Origin of the sequence: Pseudomonas sp. RIT-562, from assembly GCF_026241895.1 — a bacterium.
In the GTDB taxonomy this organism is placed as follows: Bacteria; Pseudomonadota; Gammaproteobacteria; order Pseudomonadales; family Pseudomonadaceae; genus Aquipseudomonas; species Aquipseudomonas mandelii_F.
In genome coordinates this window covers 82,079-98,725 of record NZ_JAPJIV010000022.1, presented here as the reverse complement: position 1 = coordinate 98,725, position 16,647 = coordinate 82,079, and the positions used below count along the sequence as shown (strand labels likewise).

The following is a 16,647-nucleotide window of genomic DNA, read 5'->3' as shown; positions in this document are numbered from 1 at the left end:
AGCCTGCGGCGATCCCCACCGTCGGCCAATGCCCAAGTCGCACACTACATGGCTCGATTGTTGTCCCTCATCACCGCGAAAATTCACGGCCGACGCCGATTGCTGGCTTGCCTGGCGCTGCTGTTCGTCACCGGTTGCAGCCAGCAACAGGGGCGCGACGTCATCAGCCAGTTCCGCGAAGGCAAGCCCCAGGAGTTTCTGCAGACCAGCGTCGATCGCATGGCCACCCTGACCATGCGCGACAACCTCGACAGCCTCTACCTGCTGATGAACAAGCTGTACCTGCGCAACCCCGACGAGTTGAAAAAGTCCGGCTTTCTCGACGCCAGAATTGCCGAAAAACAGGTGCGCATGGCGATCGAGCAGCAGCAGCCGTTGCCCACACTGGGGGGCAAGAAGGATCTGGCGGCGCTGAGTTATGCCATGAGTCCGGAATTTCTTGGCGACCGGGTCGGCGCGTTCATCTACGCCATCGGCAGCATGCTGGTGACCGCGCACGGCGACCGGATGGAGTTCTACATGACGGATGCGATCAACCCGACTTTCGTCAATAACGCCGCGCGCAACATCGAGAAAGCCACCTGGATCCTCAGTCAGCGACAGAACGCCCAAGGCGGACCCTTGCTGTTTTCCAACGAGATATCGGAGGAGGGCAGCAACCTGAGCTTCGCTGTGGAGTTCGGCAAAATCGTTGCGCGCCTGGACTTGCTGACCCAGATGCTCGACGAACGTTACCGACGGATCGGCCTGAATTACGCGCAAAGCCTGCTGTTTCTGAATTTTTTACCGGTGCAGTGATCCGAGTCAGTTACAGTGTGAAGTTGTATACAATTTGTTCGCTTGAAAGGGAGCTGCAACCGTCATGACTGACCAGGCCACCGTGGAATGTGCGCGCACCGAACACGCCTCTGCCAGCGAACAGCTGCCTTACGCGGCGCTGCTGGCGTTCGCCATGACCGGTTTTATCGCCGTGCTCACCGAAACCCTGCCGGCCGGGTTGCTGACGCAGATCGGCGCGGGGTTGCAGGTCAGCGAGGTGTGGACCGGGCAGCTGGTGACGCTGTATGCGCTGGGCTCGATCATGGCGGCCATTCCGCTGACGGTGGCGACTCGCGGCTGGCGACGCCGGCGAGTGCTGATGATGACGGTGTGCGGCTTCCTGCTGTTCAACACGGTCACGACCTTTTCCAGTCACTTCGGGCTGACCCTGGTGTCACGCTTCCTCGCGGGAATGTCGGCGGGCCTGGCCTGGGGGATCCTGGCCGGGTACGCCCGGGGCCTGGTATCACCACGGCTGCAAGGGCGGGCGCTAGCGATCGCGATGCTCGGCACCCCGGTCGCGTTGTCGCTCGGCACGCCTGCGGGGACCTGGCTGGGTAACCTGATTGGCTGGCGGGCTTCGTTCGGCATCATGTCCGCCTTGGCGCTGCTGCTGGCGGCCTGGATCATGGTTGCGGTGCCGGATCGCCCCGGCCAACCGGACACCGAGCGCCTGCCATTGGCGAAGGTATTTAGCATCAAAGGTGTGCGCCCGGTGCTGTTTGTGGTGCTGACGTGGATGCTTGGGCACAACATTCTCTACACCTATATTGATCCGTTCCTGACTCATGCTGGCCTGGGTGAGCGGGTGGACCTGGTGTTGCTGGTGTTTGGCGTCAGTTCGCTGGTGGGCATCTGGATTATTGGCCTGCTGGTGGACCGCTGGTTGCGCCGATTGTTGTTGATCAGTCTGGCAGTCTTTGCGGTCACCGCGCTGGTGCTGGCGGTTTTGGCTTCGACGCCTTGGGTGATTTATGCCTGCATGGCGGTGTGGGGGCTTTCGTTTGGCGGCTCGGCCACGCTGTTGCTGACAGCGGCGGCGGACTCTGCGGGTGAGAACGTCGATGTAGTGCAGGCGATGTTGACGACTTCGTGGAATGTGGCGATTGCCGGTGGTGGGTTGTTTGGTGGTTTGCTGCTGGATCGGATGGGGGCGATGTCGTTTCCCTGGGCGCTGCTGATTTTGTCGCTGGTGGCGTTTGCCACGGTGTTTGTGAATCGGCATTACAGCTTTAGACCGGGGCGGCGGTCGCACTGATGTTGGTGGTTTTGCGGTGGCTTTGCGGTGTACATATCCATTTCTCCGGCCCCTGCTTCAATCGGTTCCGCTTTTACAGCGGGTCACTTTCGAAAAGCGCGAAAGTAACCAAAGCGCTCTTGCCCCACCACTCGGCACCTCGCTTAGGCTCGGTGTGCCCGAACGCAGGCATTGCGCAGCGGGTCGCTGCGATGGGCCGTCCCTGGCCCAGCGCAGCTAAACCGGCATCCTTGCCGGTTTACCCGCTGCGCAATACCTGCGTTCGGCCAGCGTGGTTAACGGGGCGCCTGCGATCAACGACCTCGCCGTGGCGGCCTTCGGGCCGACCAAGGCATCAAGCCGGCTCGCTGCGCTCGTTTGCGTGTACATCGCCCTCAATTTGAAAAGACATTTGAGGAATGTGATAACTGTGGGAGTTGATAACAGTGAGAGGTGATAACTGTGGAGGTTGATACCTGTGGAGGGTGCTACCCCTGGAAGGTGGTACCTGTGGGAGCAAAGCTTGGTCCGGGCGGCGTTCCGACGATGGACGTGAACGCTAACGATCACTTCCTGAATAAACGCCATCCCCTGTAGGAGCCCGGCTTGCCGGCGATGGCGATCCACCATCCAACATCAATACCAAATCCACACCGCAATCTCACGACCTCCACCACCCCATATCGAATTTAGACATAACGATAGTCCGCATCGATATAAGTAGTTATAAGAAAAATCGCTATGCTGCGGGCCAGTTTTTTCCTGCGGTTTGTGTGGGCGGTTTATGGATTTCGGAAACCTCGGATTAGTTGTTGCAGGGTTGGTAGTCGGTTTTATCGTCGGCATGACCGGCGTCGGTGGCGGGTCGTTGATGACTCCGATCCTGCTATGGTTCGGCGTCAATCCCGCCACGGCAGTCGGCACCGACCTGCTGTACGCCGCCATTACCAAATCCAGCGGAGTCCTGGTTCACCGCAAAAACAAGAATATCGACTGGGCAATCACCGGTTGGCTGACCCTCGGCAGCGTGCCAGCGGTGGTTATGACGTTGTGGTTCCTGAGCACGCTGCACAGCTCTCCGGATGCCATGAATGCCGTGATCAAGCAGGCCCTGGGTTTTGTGCTGTTTGCCACCGCCCTGGCGATTTTCTTCAAGAAGCGCCTGCTCGATTTCGCCCACAAACGCGCCGGCGGCAATTACAACCCCAGCGGTCCGCGGCTTAATGTGATGACCGTCATTACCGGTCTGGTCCTCGGCACCATGGTTGCCCTGACCTCCATCGGCGCGGGTGCCTTGGGTACCGTGGCGTTGTTCATCCTGTATCCGCTATTGCCCACCCGGCGCCTGGTCGGAACCGAAATCGCGCACGCAGTCCCGCTGACCCTGGTTGCCGGCCTGGGTCATGCGAGCATGGGTAACATGGACTGGCACGTGCTGGGCTATTTGTTGATCGGCTCGTTGCCGGGGATCTGGCTGGGCAGCCATCTCACCGGGCGCATCTCCGACGAAGTGTTGCGACCGTGCCTGGCGACGATGCTGGTATTGATCGGTTACAAACTCGCGTTCTAAGCAAGTCGTGCATCAAGCGGTGGTACCAGGCGCTTCATCACAGTGATCTCGAGCCCCTCGTCATCCACTGTATCCCCGACGACTTCCCAACCCAGCCTGGCATAAAGCGACTGGGCGCTGTCGGTATAGAGATACAACTCGGCAATGCCCAGTGCAGCCGCTTCCTCGACGATTCGGTTCACCAGCGCCGAGGCAACGCCCCGTCCACGATGCTCGGCCTTCACATACACGCCGGCCAGCCACGGCGTCAGTTCCGGCCGGGAGTCCAGGTCGCTGTCGATCAGCAGGGCGCCGCCGAGCAACTGCCCCTCTTCGATGGCGACCACAACCGAGGGCACCGCACCTTTGCCACACGCCGCCCGCATGCGTTCGGTTCTGGCTTCCAAGGTATCGCCGGGACGGTAATGCCCCCACTCGTTGAAATTGAGCTCGGCCAGTTCGGGGATGAGCGCCGGGTGGTCGCACAGGTAATCGATTTGCATGGCAGTTGAAGCTCCTTTTCATGGTGCTGACACAGTGTTGCTCGACGATAAAACGTTCGGTTGAGGTATTCAATCGTGCACGGGACAGCGGTTGCGCAATGTCTGCCCTGACCTAAGCTTGGGCTTAAGCAAAACACAATTGCGGTGCCTAACCCGGAACAATCACCGCGATGCGCAATCATTAGAGCGTGGATTACAAAAGGAGATGCGCATGCTCATCAGGTCATTGACCCTGACTACCTTGCTGGTATTTGCCGGCCCTTTGCTCGCCGCTGATGGCGACACACCGCTGGACATGGACAAGGGCCGGTCGCGGCCGCTGATCGTGATTGCGCCCAGCACGGTGGACCCGACGTGGGTCAGCCTGAAAAAGTCCCTGGAAGAACCTGCGAACAAACAGGGTTTCACCGAGCGCAACATGGTGCTCTATTCGGTGATCAACACCATGGGGCAGCGCGAAGGAAAAGATCTCGACCCGCAAAGCACGATGGCGCTGATTCGTGCCCTGAAGCTCGGGGCGAAGGCGCAAACTCAGGTGGTCCTGGTGGGCAAGGACGGGGAGAAAAAACTTGAGCAGCTGGGGACGGTAAACTTGAAGGAAATCTTCGACACCATCGACGCCATGCCGATGGCTGAAAAAGAAGCGGCGGCGGCAGCGTCCGTTGCGGCACCGGCCGAAGCTGAGCCGGCCAAAGGCGCGAAGGGCGCAAAACCGGCAAAACCGGCCAAGCCCACCAAGCCACCTGAAATGCCCGACGATTGAATACAAATCGTTGTAGCAGCAGGCCAAGCCTGGGTTTCTAAAATGGGCGACCTTCACGGCTCGCCCATTTTGGGTTACCCGATACGGTAGTTTTCGATCAAGGCGCCAACACGCTCATAATCGAGTGAGCGATTTTGATTCGGTCCGCAATCGGGAAGTTCTTGTTCGCCAGGATAACGACTCCAGCGTCGATAGAGGGCACGAACACCACGTAGGCACCAAAGCCGCCCGTCGATCCGGTTTTGTTGAATAGCGTGTTCTGCGACTGACGTTGTGGTGGGTTGAGCCAGCGAACTTCATGCGCCTGCATCGCCATTTCCGTTGAGTTTCCCGCCATCAACTGGTCGAGAGTGATGGGGTAGTGGTAAAGCTCCCAACCCAGTCCCTGAGTCATGTTGCCGACGCTGTAGTAACCGGTGTGGGTGGTGGCGATCGCCTGCTGCAGCGGTGCGTCCAGCTGCGTCGGTCGCATGTTTGCCTCGACATAGCGCAGCATGTCGACGGCGCTGGTTTTCACCCCATACGCCTCTGAATCCAGGGCTCCCGGGCCGACCCTGACCGGTTTATCCTCTTTGTTGTAGCCTTGGGCGTACAGCGGCATTTCGGCCTGGGGCACCTGGAGCCAGGTATGGGACAGCCCCAGTTTCGGGAGCAAAGTCTGTTGCATCACCTGGTCAAACGGCGCTCCCATGCTTTGCGCTGCCAGATAGCCAAACAGGCCCAGGCTCGGGTTCGAATATTGTCGATGACTGCCGGCGGCGTAGGTTGGTTTCCACTGCTGGAAATAGCCGAGCATCTTGTCTGGCGAGTCTGAATTTTCAGGGAACTGCAACGGCAGGCCACCGGCAGTGTAGGTGCCCAGTTGCAGCACGCTGATGTTGTCGAAAGCGCTGCCGCGCAACGTCGGGAGAATCTGGCTGGATTTTGTCGACAGGGACAGTTTGCCGCTGGCCTCGGCGTAGGCTGCGAGAGTCGCGGTGAAGGTTTTGCTGACTGAGCCTATCTCGAACAAGGTGTTTTCAGTGACCGCCTTGCCGGTTTCCCTGGAGGCTGCGCCGAAGTTGAAGTAATGCGCCTGGCCCTTGTAAGTGACGGCGACTGCCATGCCCGCGATGTTTTGTTGCTGCATGACGGGAGTGACGGCGTCCTTTACGGTCGCTTCGATCTGTTGATCGGCGGGGCTGGCGGCGATGCAGTGAGTGGTGGCGAGGAGGAGTCCGAATGTGCTGCAGGCCAGGGTTTTTCTGAGGCTGGAGGTATGCATGAGGGCAGGCTGTCCTTGGTTTTTTGGACAGTGTACCTGCTGGGTGGGGAATGAATCCTGTGGGAGCGAACTTGATTGTGGGGCGACGTGTCTTGCCGGCGATGACGATCTCGCGGACGCCATCGCTGGCAAGCCAGACTCCTACAGAGGCGCGAGGAAAGAACCTAACGCACCAGACAAGGCCGCTTGTTGTCGAACGTCCAACCTGGAATCAGGAACTGCATCGCCACGCTGTCATCCCGCGCTCCTAATCCCATGCCTTTATAAAGCTCATGTGCCTTGGCCAGTTGGTCCTCATCCAACTCGACCCCCAACCCTGGTTTCTTCGGCACCTGCACGCACCCGCCGACAATCTGCAGCGGCGCCTTGGTCAGGCGTTGGCCATCCTGCCAGATCCAGTGAGTGTCGATCGCAGTGATATCGCCCGGCGCCGCTGCCGCGACATGGGTGAACATCGCCAGGGAAATATCGAAGTGATTATTGGAATGCGAGCCCCAGGTCAGGCCCCACTCATGGCACATCTGCGCCACCCGGACCGAGCCCTGCATCGTCCAGAAGTGCGGGTCGGCAAGAGGAATATCCACCGACTGCAACTGGATCGCATGACCCATCTCCCGCCAGTCTGTGGCGATCATATTGGTGGCGGTTTTCAGTCCCGTGGCGCGGCGGAATTCAGCCATCACCTCACGACCGGAATAACCGTTTTCCGCTCCGCAGGGGTCCTCGGCGTACGCCAGCACATGATGTTGATCCCGGCACAGGCGAATGGCTTCTTTCAACGACCAGGCGCCATTGGGATCGAGGGTAATACGCGCCTCAGGAAAGCGTTCAGCCAGGGCCGTCACGGCTTCGATCTCCGCATCGCCTGACAGCACCCCGCCCTTGAGCTTGAAGTCTTTAAATCCGTATCGCGCATGGGCCGCCTCGGCCAGGCGAACCACGGCGTCGGTGCTCATGGCTTGTTCATGTCGCAGGCGGAACCAGTCGTTATCCGCGTCTGGCTCGCTACGATAGGCCAGGTCTGTTGCATTGCGATCCCCCAGGTAAAACAGATATCCGAGCATCTTCACTTCATCGCGCTGCTGACCCTCACCGAGCAGGGCGGCAACCGGCACCTCCAGGTGCTGGCCGAGCAGGTCAAGCAGCGCGGCTTCCAGGCCGGTCACCGCGTGGATAGTGATGCGCAGATCGAAGGTCTGCAAACCCCGACCACCGGCATCGCGGTCAGCAAACGTCTGGCGCACCTGATTGAGAATCTTCTGGTAAGTGCCAATCGGACTGCCCACTACCAGCGCCCGAGCGTCCTCCAGCGTCTGGCGAATACGCTCGCCCCCCGGCACTTCGCCGACTCCGGTGTGCCCGGCGTTGTCCTTGAGGATCACGATGTTGCGCGTGAAAAAAGGGCCATGGGCGCCGCTCAGATTGAGCAGCATGCCATCGTGACCGGCCACGGGAACCACTTGCATGCTGGTGATGATCGGGGTTTTTACGCGTTCTTGTGCGTTCATCTTTTTATCCTTGTAAGCGTGTTCAGGCGTGGTTGGGCGCTGGTTTGCCCAGTGTTACGTCAGGTGCAGGCTTGGGTTTGTTGCGGGCGGCAAAGACGATGATCGCGGCGATAATCGAGGTGGCGGCCAGGCCGTACAGCCCGCCCTGGATCGAACCGGTGTGCTCCTCCAACAGGCCGAAGGTAGTGGGTGCGACAAAACCGCCGAGGTTGCCCACCGAGTTGATCAGCGCAATCACTCCGGCAGCGATCCGCGCATCCAGATAGGCCTGGGGAATTGGCCAGAACAGTGACGAGGCCGATTTGAAACCCAGCGCCGCAAAACAGATCGCCACGAAGGCAAAAATTGGCCCGCCTGTGGTCGACATGAACATCCCGGCGGCGGCTATCAGCAGCGCGGCGGCAACCCAGGCTTGCTGGTGTTTCCATCTGGCTGACAGGGAAGCGAAGACGTACATGCCGATGATCGAGAGCAACCACGGGATCGAGTTGAACAAGCCGACCTGAATGTCGCTCAGGTCGCCCATCTTCTTGATGATGCTTGGCAGCCAGAATGTTGCGGCGTAGATAGTCAGCTGGATAAAGAAGTAGATCACGCAGAACAGGATGATCTGGCGGTCCTTGAGCAATTTGCCCAGTGACGGCTTGATCGGAGTCGCCGCTTCGCGCGCCAATTGCTCATCGTCGATGGCCTTGACCAATGCATCCTGTTCGCTGCGGCTCAGCCATTTGGCGTCATGGGGTTTGGAGTCCAGCCAGCACCACACAAACACGCACAGGCACACGGAGAACATGCCTTCAATGAAGTACATCCATTGCCAGCCGTGCATCCCCAATCCGTTGATTTGCAGAAGTAGCCCGGACAGTGGGCCGGAGATCAGCGAAGCAATCGCCGACCCGCTGAGGAAGATCGCAATAGCCTTGCCGCGCTCCACGCCCGGTAGCCAGCGGGTGAAGTAATAGATCACTCCGGGAAAAAATCCGGCTTCGGCTACGCCCAGCAGGAACCGCAGGATGTAGAAGTGCGTTTCGTTCTGGATGAACGCCATGCACGCGGCCACTAGGCCCCACGTCAGCATGATGCGGGTCAGCCAGATACGTGCGCCGACTTTTTGCAGGAGGATATTGGAGGGGACTTCGAACAGCGCGTAGCCGATGAAGAACAGGCCGGCACCGAGGCCGTAGGCGGCAGCGCCGATGCCCAGGTCGTGTTCCATGTGGGCGCGGACGAAGCCGATGTTCACCCGGTCAATGTAGTTGACGATGAACATGATGACGAACAGCGGTAAAACGTGGCGTTTGACTTTTGAGATAGCGGAACTCAGGACCGGATCGGCGCCCTCGTGTATCCCGTTCATGGATGATTTCACTGATTTTCTCCCACTGATTATTTTTATGCGGGGTGTGGCGGGTGCTGCGTTGTTGATAGACATCATACAACTGCTTTTTTTTGACGTGCAAGGCGTTTCGCCCATAAAAATGGAGATTAATAGCTGGTGAGTCCGTTGATTCTTCTATGGGCTGGCCCTGAAAAAAGCGAATTTTTCGAAGATTGTTGAGTGTTGTCATACAAGTGGCTCGCTGTTTCAAGAGATTCCCTACGACCGCAGTGCTACGATTGCCGCAGTTCCGCTTTCGGATGAGCCCATGCAAGAAGACTTCGACGCGCCTGCCCGCAAGCGCACCCATAACCTGGCCCATGACCTGGTTGCCAAGCTGACCCAGAGCATCCTGCTGGGGCAGATGCAGCCTGGAGACAAACTGCCTTCGGAGAACTCGATCGTGCAGGAGCACGGGGTCAGTCGCACGGTGGTGCGCGAGGCGATTTCCAAGCTGCAGGCATCGGGTTACGTAGAGACACGCCATGGTATCGGCACCTTTGTGCTGCAGCGCGAAACGCAGCAGGGCCTGCGATTGAATGTCGATACGGCGCTGGGCGTGCGCAGCATCCTGGAGCTGCGAATGGGCCTGGAAACCCAGGCTGCGGCTTTGGCAGCCATTCGCCGATCCGATCAGCAGTTGGCTCAGATGCGCGAAGCGCTGGACGATTACCAGCGCCTCCTGGCAAATCAGGACAGTTGCGTCGAAGCCGACAGGCGCTTTCACCTGCTGATCGCCGAGGCCACCGGCAATGCCTGCTTCAGCGAAATCATGCAGCACCTGGGCAGCGCGATGATCCCTCGAACCCGGGTCAACGCCGCCGAACGCGGCGCGGCGGATCTGAGCAAACTGGGATTGCTGGCCAATCTCGAGCACGAGGCAATTCTCAACGCCATCAAGCGTCAGGACGCCGATGCAGCTCGGGCCGCCATGTGGCTACACCTGACCAATAGCCGCGACCGCTTTCTCGCCGACCACACCTGACCGTCCGTCTTGCCGACAGCACGCGTGTGTCACGTGCTTTTCCAAAGAGTACGGCCCAGATTTGCTGGACCTCATCAATGAGGTGCGTCATGGCTAACGAATCGACCTTTCCCGGTGGCACTCCCAACACCGATCCCACCAGACCCATGCCCGGCACGGACGAGCCGTTGATGGATCACGATGCTCCTCCCGGCATGGACCCTTCGCGGGACCCGGCCGAGGCCGATGCTGACAGACCTGAAGACTGGATGGACCCAACTGCGGACGAAGATGTGCCACCCGCAGATGAGCCTACCCCGCTGTCTGATGACAGAAGGTAGAAAGAACCCAGTCGCTTGTTCAGTCGGGAGCCTGGCATCAGTGTGTCGGGCTCTCTTCATTTATAAGATGCCAGAGGAAATCATTGAGCAAGATTAATAGCATTGATTAAAGCGCTGTAACAAGTGTCAGGTGTGAGACGTTTGTTTTTCACAGGTCAGTTGTTATCGTGGTCCGGTGCCGAAGAGTTGGCACAATCACTGTTAAATACAAGGATGTTAATCATGGCTGAACAATATCAATCTTTTACTGCAACGATGAGTATTCATGGGCGCCCAGTGACTCTGGTTTCTGCTTCCATAGGTCCAGCGTCGGTGGCGACTCAGCGCAAGCCCACCGAGCCACTGCTATTTCGATTCTATTACGCCCCGGACGGTACGTACAAAATCAACGTCGCTGCCGGTAAGCAGCAGGGGCAATGGATTGGCATTGGCCACGAATACGGGCTTGAAACCAGTGACGAAGCATGTAAGTTTTTCATATATTTAAAAGGGGTATCTCTTACACCATCTGATTGGCAAGCCGACGACGCAACGATATACATGCAGAGTTTGAAAGGCGGTTCTGTGCAACAGCGCATGGATCCAGACACTGTGTTCGATGACTTGGATGAACTGTTCAATTTCCTGCTTGCGGTTCCCAAGAAAGATCGTGGGGATGGAACTTATCTGGCAATGATAGAGGATGAGTGGGTAAAAAAACCGCTTAAGTATAATGCGCCGCACGTAAAGATAACGTTGAATAATATAAGCATCGAAAACCAATAACAGACTCCAGCGCCCATCAGGTGGGGGTCAAGCGCATGCAGCAGTAGCTATTTGCGTTCTGACCCCGTTGCCGACCGACCCTATTGCCGACACCATTGCCAATTAGCCCCGACAAGCGACGCAGGCGCGATGTGGCGCGAAACGTCGGCTTCGATCCGGCGCGAGAGGTGTTTGCAGGGATGTTGCGAGAGGAACTCATCTGATCACCATCTATGCTTAATCAACAAACGGATGGCACTCGCGCGAACCGTGGCGGACTAAGCATCAGGTCGCGCACTTGCGGCCTGTGGACTGACATGGATCGGACATGAACGAAAAGACGCTACAGAATAAATCGCTGGTGATATTGCTGTTCGTGGTGACCGCCGCCTTCATCTGGATCCTGCTGCCATTTTACGGTGCAGTATTTTGGGCGGTGATTCTGGGGATCGTCTTTGCGCCATTGCAGCGACGGTTGCAGCTGAGATTTGGCCGGCAGCGCAATGTCACCTCGCTGTGCACTCTGGGAATCTGTCTGGTGATCGCGATTTTGCCGGTGATCATCATCAGCGCCTTGCTGGTGCAGGAAGGCGCGGTATTTTACAAGAGCGTCGAGAGCGGCGAGCTGGATATCGCGGCCTACGTGGCGCAGTTCAAGCACAGCCTGCCCATGTATTTCCAGCACCTGCTGGACCGCACCGGCATGGGCGAATTGAACGGCCTGCGGGAAAAACTGGTGAAGAGTGCGATGACGGGCGGCCAGGTGCTGGCCAGCCAGGCGTTCAGTTTTGGCCAGGGCACGTTTGAATTCATCGTGAGCTTTTTCATCATGCTCTACCTGCTGTTCTTCTTCCTGCGCGATGGCCCTGAACTGGCGCGCAAGATTCGAGCAGCGGTGCCGTTGCAGGAACACCAGAAACGTCGACTGCAGCTCAAGTTCAATCGAGTGGTGCGTGCAACGGTCAAGGGCAACCTGTTGGTCGCAGTGACGCAGGGCGCGTTGGGCGGGCTGATCTTCTGGTTCCTGGATATCCCGAGCGCGTTGCTCTGGGCGGTGCTCATGGCGTTCTTGTCGCTGTTGCCAGCGGTGGGCGCAGGGATCGTCTGGGGACCGGTAGCGGTCTACTTCCTGCTGACCGGGGCGATCTGGCAGGGCGTAGTGCTCGCATTGTTCGGAGTGTTCGTGATCGGCCTGGTGGACAACGTGCTGCGTCCGATCCTGGTGGGCAAGGACACCAAGATGCCAGACTACATGATCCTGATTTCAACCCTGGGCGGTATGGCAGTCTTTGGCCTCAACGGCTTTGTGATTGGGCCGCTGATCGCCGCGCTGTTCATGTCGAGCTGGGCGATCTTCAGTGAAACCAAGCCGCGGGTGCAGTTGCCTTAAGCACTCCAGCGGCCCTGGTCGATACGCTGCGACAAGGCCTGGGCCGCCGGCAGGGAAGTCAGCGGGCCACTGATCGGCTCGCCGTCCTGCACAAGGTACCAGCAAGCCAGCAGGCCCAGCTCTCGCAAGGGAGCGGGGACTGCACTGCCAATTACGGACATGATCTGAACCTGGGACATAAGTACCTCCATCAATCGATGGGGCTACCTTACGGACCCGACGCCGACAGGAACAATCAACGCTTTCGATAGTCGTCATTGACGCCAGTGAGTCTGGGGCTCAGTCGACCACCAGGTCGAGCATATGCACCACTTCCTGCTCGTTGAGCAGTCCCTTGCGTACCAGGTTTTCGGCGAGCAACGAGAGAAACTTGGCGCTGCGGTGGCCCTCCAGGTGCTTGAGTTCGGTGAGGGTGTCATACACCTTGCTTGAGGTGCAGAGGCCGACATTGCGGTGCGGATTCTGTGTGGGCATTAGGTCGTCCTTGTTGTTATCAACCTGTTATTGGCGGACAGGCCCAAGCTTGCGGACCTGACATGACATAAATATGACCGGTATACCCAAAGTGGGGGAAGCGGTTCGAGTCAATCTTGCCGGTTTTGTTTGCAAACATTGTTCCGACAGCGACCCCAACGAGATCGATCCAGACCTGCACCGATCAACGGCCCCAAAAAAAAGCCCCGCTTTAAGCGGGGCCTGATGGGTCCGTCAGTAGTGCGGGCCGCCGTGATAACCACGGGGCGGGCCGTAATAGCCGCGAGGTGGGCCGTAGTAGCCACGGGGCGGACCGTAGTACACCGGGGCTGGCTGATAATAGACCGGTTGTTGCACGTACACCGGCGCCGGCTGGTAATAAACCGGTGGCGGCGGTTGTTGCACATACACCGGCTGGGGCTGGACGTACACCGGCTGCTGCACGTAAACCGGGCGATTGGCGTTGATCAGGGCCGAACCGACGATGGCCGAGCCCACAATCGCACCGAATACCGCTGGACCTTGCCAACCGCCACCACCGCCATGGGCCTGTGATTGCCCTGTGACAGCGAGAGCGCCGATCAGCAAGGCCACTGTGGAGATTTTACGGATCATGATAATTCCTCGGTTCTTCGACCCGGCGCTTGCGTCTGCAATAGACTCAAGGATCGTCGCGGGGATACATCTAAGACAGCACTTTGTGCAAAATCAGCACAGCCGCTGGGTAAATTTTGTGTAAGGTCTGTACCGGCTTCCGACGGTCCCGTTCCCAGGCGAACGCTGGCCTTAATGATCGATCAGAACTGGATGGAGTGGCCAATCCCGTCCATCTGAAAGTGCACTTGATGGAGATTTTTTCATGCAGATGAACCCCAACCGAGATACCCAACTGTGCATGTCCCTTTCAGCACGGCCGGGTAATTTTGGCCTGCGATTTCACAATCATCTGTACGAGCAATTGGGGCTGAATTTCTACTACAAGGCGTTCAGCAGTCAGGACCTGACAGGTGCGGTGGGCGGCATCCGTGCCTTGGGCATCCGTGGCTGTGGCGTCTCCATGCCGTTCAAGGAAGCCTGCATCGCCCTGGTCGATGAGCTGGACGCCTCGGCGGCGGCCATCCAGTCGATCAATACCATCGTCAACACCAATGGCCATCTCAAGGCCTACAACACCGATTACATCGCCATTGCGCAGTTGCTGGAGACTCACCAGGTGCCCAGGGATTCGACCTTCGCCTTGCGCGGCAGCGGCGGGATGGCCAAGGCGGTGGCGAGTGCGTTGCGCGATGGCGGTTACTCCAACGGCCTGATTGTTGCCCGCAACGAACAGGCCGGGAGGGCTCTGGCGCAGTCCCTGGGTTATGAATGGCAGGCAGAGCTGGGGGATCAACGCCCGCAGATGCTGATCAATGTCACGCCGATTGGCATGAACGGTGGCCCGGAAGCCGGGCAGTTGGCTTTTGCGGCAGATGCGATTGAGCACGCGCAAACCATCTTCGACGTGGTGGCGATCCCCTCGGAAACGCCGCTGATCGTGCGCGGACGTGCCGAGGGTAAGCGAGTGATCACCGGGCTTGAAGTGATTGCCATCCAGGCGCTGGAGCAGTTTGTGCTGTACACCGGCGTGCGACCGACGGATGAGCAGTTTCGCCTGGCGGTGGAGTTTGCCCGTAGCTGACGCTTGATTTCACGCGATTGTGGCGTTTATTCCAACCGCGCCAACCGCTCTTCCAGCGCCGCAATCCGCGCTTCAAGTTCTTCGATCCTTTCCACCGACACGCCGTTGCTCGAGCCGCGCTCAACAGGGTTGTGCCGTGCGGCGAGGATCACTTCGATATCCGCCGGATCGCCCAGCGCATGCATGTAGCGATCTTCGCGTTGCCCGGCCTGGCGTGGAATCAGCAGCGCCAGCCCGCGGGCGATCAGACGCTCCAGCTGGTGCACCACCTGTTCGGCATCCTCGAAATCATGCATGCGGCCGCTGCGCGTCAGCAGCTCATTGACCGTTTGCGGACCGCGCAGGAACAACAGCCCTGCGAGGATTACCTGAGCCGGCACCAGCTCCAGCGCCTTGTCGATTTTATGTTCCCAGCGGTCGGCGCGACTGCCCATCACCAGTTTGGTAAAGCCGCGGCCTTCCAGGGCGCGCAGGCTCTGGCCCACCTGGCCCTGGGTGAGGTTCATTACTGGCTCGCGGCTGGTTTTCTGGTTGCAGGCAATCACCAGGGCGTTGAGGGTCAGCGGATACGTTTCCGGGCTGGTGGCCTGTTTTTCGATCAGCGATCCGAGGATGCGGATTTCCGTGCTGTTGAGCCGCGGTTCATCGACGGTCGTTGGTTGTTCAATGCTCATTTTTTTCTATCCCTAATTGGCAGTCGGGTCGGCAACCACGACTTATCCCCATTTGAATCGAGCCGGGAATCTTGCGGTAAAGCAAGTTCCCGATTCCAGCGTCGAGGTGACGCTCAGGTTTCCGTTGTGTGCGGTGGTAATTTGCGCAGCGATATACAAGCCTAATCCCAAGCCTTCGCCCCGTTGGCCCGCCTCGGCGCGCGTGAAGGGTTCGAACAGTAAGGGCATCAATGCCGGTGAAATCGGCGGGCCCTGGTTGGCGACCGAGATCACCAGCTCATCGGCTTCGGGGTAGACCCTGACACTGACGGGGGCGGCGCTGCTGCCGTGGGTGACCGCATTGCCCAGCAGGTTCGACACCAGCTGGCTGATGCGCAAGGCATCGCAATAGATGGCGCCCGGTACATCCAGCGAGTGAATCAACTGCAAATTGGGATGCGAAGCCTGGATTTCTTCCAGAGTCAGCTTCACCGTACGTCCGAGGTCGTCGACCAGCTGGCGCTTGACCGGAATCCCTCCACCCATGCGCCCCCTGGCGAAATCGAGGACGTTTTCGATCAGCACGCCCATGCGCGTAGAGCTATTGCGGATCGCGGATATGAGGCCCAAAGAGCGTTTGTCCTCGACCTTGGTCTCCAGCAGGTCGGCACTCATGCGAATAGCGCTGAGCGGAGTGCGCAGGTCATGCCCTAGCACGGCGACAAATTGCTCACGCAGCCGGCCATGTTCCTGAGCGGCGAGCAGCGCCTCTTTGGTGATCTCCAGATGGGTCTGAGAATCAAGGCTCATCGCTATCAGCTGTGCGAAGAGGGTGAGTGTCTTGGCGATCGCCGGCTCGTCGAGATTGGCCGGGATCGAGTCGATGGCGCACAGGGTGCCAAAAAAATCGCCGTTGGCCTGCACGATCGGTACGGAAATGTAGCTTTCGAGGCCATAGGTGCGGGGCGTGTGGTGCAGGGAAAAGATCGGGTGTTGGCTGGCATGGCCGAAAATCACGGGTTTGCGGTGCTGGCGGATCTCGTGACAAATAGTTGATTCAAGCACCAGTTCGCCACCGGGTTTCAGGCCGAAATCGATGGAGTCATCGACCGCGCAGGCAACCCACTTTGCTTCGGTTACCCGGGCAACCGCAGCAAAACGCATGCCGGTGAGGTGCTTGACCATGCTCAGTATCACTGGCACCGCTTCAATATTGCCGATGGCGTTTATGTCTGTGGTGAAATCCGGATGGGTCATGAGCCTGAGGACTGCGCGGGAATGTGTCCTGAGATTATCCCTTATTGGACAACGTGGCCAATGGACACTCGCGCAGGCACATCAGCGTGCCGATCCGTTCCAAGGCTATAATCGCCCCCACGTTT

At 58.7% G+C, this 16,647-nt stretch carries 19 protein-coding genes; 9 read left to right on the top strand and 10 right to left on the bottom strand.

The window, feature by feature from the left end; all coding sequences use genetic code 11:
- Positions 1–48 precede the first annotated feature (48 nt).
- The 3 genes from ORL50_RS23075 to ORL50_RS23060 all read left to right on the top strand — a co-directional run bounded on the left by ORL50_RS23075 (position 49) and on the right by ORL50_RS23060 (position 3,626).
- Complete coding sequence (locus ORL50_RS23075) at positions 49–798, top strand: hypothetical protein (protein WP_266018310.1); 750 nt, start codon at positions 49–51, stop codon at positions 796–798.
- A gap of 64 nt (positions 799–862) precedes the next feature.
- Positions 863–2,077 carry an MFS transporter gene (locus ORL50_RS23070; RefSeq protein WP_266018308.1) on the top strand — a complete coding sequence of 405 codons (1,215 nt, stop codon included), beginning with the start codon at positions 863–865 and terminating at the stop codon, positions 2,075–2,077.
- A gap of 763 nt (positions 2,078–2,840) precedes the next feature.
- Complete coding sequence (locus tag ORL50_RS23060; RefSeq protein ID WP_045060964.1) at positions 2,841–3,626, top strand: sulfite exporter TauE/SafE family protein; 786 nt, start codon at positions 2,841–2,843, stop codon at positions 3,624–3,626.
- On the opposite strand, the gene ORL50_RS23055 is transcribed toward ORL50_RS23060, so the two are convergent.
- The gene (locus tag ORL50_RS23055; protein ID WP_266018307.1) at positions 3,623–4,108 is read right to left on the bottom strand and encodes a GNAT family N-acetyltransferase; all 486 of its coding nucleotides are present in this window, start codon (positions 4,106–4,108) and stop codon (positions 3,623–3,625) included. The two genes, ORL50_RS23060 and ORL50_RS23055, sit on opposite strands and share 4 nt — an antisense overlap.
- 211 nt (positions 4,109–4,319) lie before the next feature.
- Here ORL50_RS23055 and ORL50_RS23050 point away from each other — a divergent pair, with 211 nt between their 5' ends.
- Positions 4,320–4,871 carry a DUF4174 domain-containing protein gene (locus ORL50_RS23050; RefSeq protein ID WP_266018306.1) on the top strand — a complete coding sequence of 184 codons (552 nt, stop codon included), beginning with the start codon at positions 4,320–4,322 and terminating at the stop codon, positions 4,869–4,871.
- Positions 4,872–4,968: 97 nt separating this feature from the next.
- Here the strand turns inward: ORL50_RS23050 and ampC are convergent, their stop codons facing one another.
- From ampC to ORL50_RS23030, 4 genes are all read right to left on the bottom strand, one after another.
- Positions 4,969–6,135 carry a class C beta-lactamase gene (gene ampC, locus ORL50_RS23045; protein WP_266018304.1) on the bottom strand — a complete coding sequence of 389 codons (1,167 nt, stop codon included), beginning with the start codon at positions 6,133–6,135 and terminating at the stop codon, positions 4,969–4,971.
- 164 nt (positions 6,136–6,299) lie between these two features.
- Positions 6,300–7,643, bottom strand: a complete 1,344-nt coding sequence (gudD, locus tag ORL50_RS23040) for a glucarate dehydratase (protein WP_266018302.1) — start codon at positions 7,641–7,643, stop codon at positions 6,300–6,302.
- Positions 7,644–7,665: 22 nt separating this feature from the next.
- Entirely contained in the window at positions 7,666–9,000 is a 1,335-nt protein-coding gene (locus ORL50_RS23035; RefSeq protein ID WP_266018300.1) for an MFS transporter, read from the bottom strand.
- Entirely contained in the window at positions 8,891–9,211 is a 321-nt protein-coding gene (locus ORL50_RS23030) for a hypothetical protein (protein ID WP_266018346.1), read from the bottom strand. Before ORL50_RS23030 ends, ORL50_RS23035 begins: the two co-directional genes overlap by 110 nt.
- Before the next feature lie 78 nt (positions 9,212–9,289).
- Here ORL50_RS23030 and ORL50_RS23025 point away from each other — a divergent pair, with 78 nt between their 5' ends.
- The 4 genes from ORL50_RS23025 to ORL50_RS23010 all read left to right on the top strand — a co-directional run bounded on the left by ORL50_RS23025 (position 9,290) and on the right by ORL50_RS23010 (position 12,460).
- On the top strand, positions 9,290–10,006 hold the full coding sequence (locus tag ORL50_RS23025; protein ID WP_266018298.1) for a FadR/GntR family transcriptional regulator: 717 nt from the start codon (positions 9,290–9,292) through the stop codon (positions 10,004–10,006).
- Positions 10,007–10,095: 89 nt separating this feature from the next.
- Positions 10,096–10,326 carry a hypothetical protein gene (locus ORL50_RS23020; RefSeq protein WP_266018296.1) on the top strand — a complete coding sequence of 77 codons (231 nt, stop codon included), beginning with the start codon at positions 10,096–10,098 and terminating at the stop codon, positions 10,324–10,326.
- A gap of 222 nt (positions 10,327–10,548) precedes the next feature.
- Positions 10,549–11,091, top strand: a complete 543-nt coding sequence (locus ORL50_RS23015) for a hypothetical protein (protein ID WP_266018294.1) — start codon at positions 10,549–10,551, stop codon at positions 11,089–11,091.
- Between the two features lie 307 nt (positions 11,092–11,398).
- Positions 11,399–12,460 (top strand): AI-2E family transporter, encoded by a 1,062-nt coding sequence (locus ORL50_RS23010; protein WP_266018292.1) that lies wholly within the window; start codon positions 11,399–11,401, stop codon positions 12,458–12,460.
- Here ORL50_RS23010 and ORL50_RS23005 read toward each other — a convergent pair.
- The 3 genes from ORL50_RS23005 to ORL50_RS22995 form a co-directional block, all read right to left on the bottom strand.
- The gene (locus tag ORL50_RS23005) at positions 12,457–12,639 is read right to left on the bottom strand and encodes a hypothetical protein (RefSeq protein ID WP_266018290.1); all 183 of its coding nucleotides are present in this window, start codon (positions 12,637–12,639) and stop codon (positions 12,457–12,459) included. The two genes, ORL50_RS23010 and ORL50_RS23005, sit on opposite strands and share 4 nt — an antisense overlap.
- 100 nt (positions 12,640–12,739) lie before the next feature.
- Complete coding sequence (locus tag ORL50_RS23000) at positions 12,740–12,934, bottom strand: hypothetical protein (protein ID WP_247292838.1); 195 nt, start codon at positions 12,932–12,934, stop codon at positions 12,740–12,742.
- Between the two features lie 234 nt (positions 12,935–13,168).
- A complete protein-coding gene (locus ORL50_RS22995; protein ID WP_266018287.1) occupies positions 13,169–13,549 on the bottom strand; it encodes a hypothetical protein in 381 nt (126 codons plus the stop codon).
- Positions 13,550–13,793: 244 nt separating this feature from the next.
- Here ORL50_RS22995 and ORL50_RS22990 point away from each other — a divergent pair, with 244 nt between their 5' ends.
- The gene (locus ORL50_RS22990; RefSeq protein WP_266018286.1) at positions 13,794–14,612 is read left to right on the top strand and encodes a shikimate 5-dehydrogenase; all 819 of its coding nucleotides are present in this window, start codon (positions 13,794–13,796) and stop codon (positions 14,610–14,612) included.
- A gap of 26 nt (positions 14,613–14,638) precedes the next feature.
- Here ORL50_RS22990 and ORL50_RS22985 read toward each other — a convergent pair whose 3' ends face one another.
- Both ORL50_RS22985 and ORL50_RS22980 read right to left on the bottom strand, forming a co-directional pair.
- On the bottom strand, positions 14,639–15,286 hold the full coding sequence (locus ORL50_RS22985; RefSeq protein ID WP_266018284.1) for a YceH family protein: 648 nt from the start codon (positions 15,284–15,286) through the stop codon (positions 14,639–14,641).
- 42 nt (positions 15,287–15,328) lie between these two features.
- Entirely contained in the window at positions 15,329–16,522 is a 1,194-nt protein-coding gene (locus ORL50_RS22980; RefSeq protein ID WP_266018282.1) for a GAF domain-containing sensor histidine kinase, read from the bottom strand.
- Between the last annotated feature and the right edge of the window lie 125 nt (positions 16,523–16,647).

Bases quoted from the DNA above. Each gene is read 5' to 3' on its own strand.
- ORL50_RS23075 (WP_266018310.1), top strand. From the start codon at position 49: ATGGCTCGATTGTTGTCCCTCATCACCGCGAAAATTCACGGCCGACGC.
- ORL50_RS23070 (WP_266018308.1), top strand. From the start codon at position 863: ATGACTGACCAGGCCACCGTGGAATGTGCGCGCACCGAACACGCCTCT.
- ORL50_RS23060 (WP_045060964.1), top strand. From the start codon at position 2,841: ATGGATTTCGGAAACCTCGGATTAGTTGTTGCAGGGTTGGTAGTCGGT.
- ORL50_RS23055 (WP_266018307.1), bottom strand. From the start codon at position 4,108: ATGCAAATCGATTACCTGTGCGACCACCCGGCGCTCATCCCCGAACTG.
- ORL50_RS23050 (WP_266018306.1), top strand. From the start codon at position 4,320: ATGCTCATCAGGTCATTGACCCTGACTACCTTGCTGGTATTTGCCGGC.
- ampC (WP_266018304.1), bottom strand. From the start codon at position 6,135: ATGCATACCTCCAGCCTCAGAAAAACCCTGGCCTGCAGCACATTCGGA.
- gudD (WP_266018302.1), bottom strand. From the start codon at position 7,643: ATGAACGCACAAGAACGCGTAAAAACCCCGATCATCACCAGCATGCAA.
- ORL50_RS23035 (WP_266018300.1), bottom strand. From the start codon at position 9,000: ATGAACGGGATACACGAGGGCGCCGATCCGGTCCTGAGTTCCGCTATC.
- ORL50_RS23030 (WP_266018346.1), bottom strand. From the start codon at position 9,211: ATGACAACACTCAACAATCTTCGAAAAATTCGCTTTTTTCAGGGCCAG.
- ORL50_RS23025 (WP_266018298.1), top strand. From the start codon at position 9,290: ATGCAAGAAGACTTCGACGCGCCTGCCCGCAAGCGCACCCATAACCTG.
- ORL50_RS23020 (WP_266018296.1), top strand. From the start codon at position 10,096: ATGGCTAACGAATCGACCTTTCCCGGTGGCACTCCCAACACCGATCCC.
- ORL50_RS23015 (WP_266018294.1), top strand. From the start codon at position 10,549: ATGGCTGAACAATATCAATCTTTTACTGCAACGATGAGTATTCATGGG.
- ORL50_RS23010 (WP_266018292.1), top strand. From the start codon at position 11,399: ATGAACGAAAAGACGCTACAGAATAAATCGCTGGTGATATTGCTGTTC.
- ORL50_RS23005 (WP_266018290.1), bottom strand. From the start codon at position 12,639: ATGTCCCAGGTTCAGATCATGTCCGTAATTGGCAGTGCAGTCCCCGCT.
- ORL50_RS23000 (WP_247292838.1), bottom strand. From the start codon at position 12,934: ATGCCCACACAGAATCCGCACCGCAATGTCGGCCTCTGCACCTCAAGC.
- ORL50_RS22995 (WP_266018287.1), bottom strand. From the start codon at position 13,549: ATGATCCGTAAAATCTCCACAGTGGCCTTGCTGATCGGCGCTCTCGCT.
- ORL50_RS22990 (WP_266018286.1), top strand. From the start codon at position 13,794: ATGCAGATGAACCCCAACCGAGATACCCAACTGTGCATGTCCCTTTCA.
- ORL50_RS22985 (WP_266018284.1), bottom strand. From the start codon at position 15,286: ATGAGCATTGAACAACCAACGACCGTCGATGAACCGCGGCTCAACAGC.
- ORL50_RS22980 (WP_266018282.1), bottom strand. From the start codon at position 16,522: ATGACCCATCCGGATTTCACCACAGACATAAACGCCATCGGCAATATT.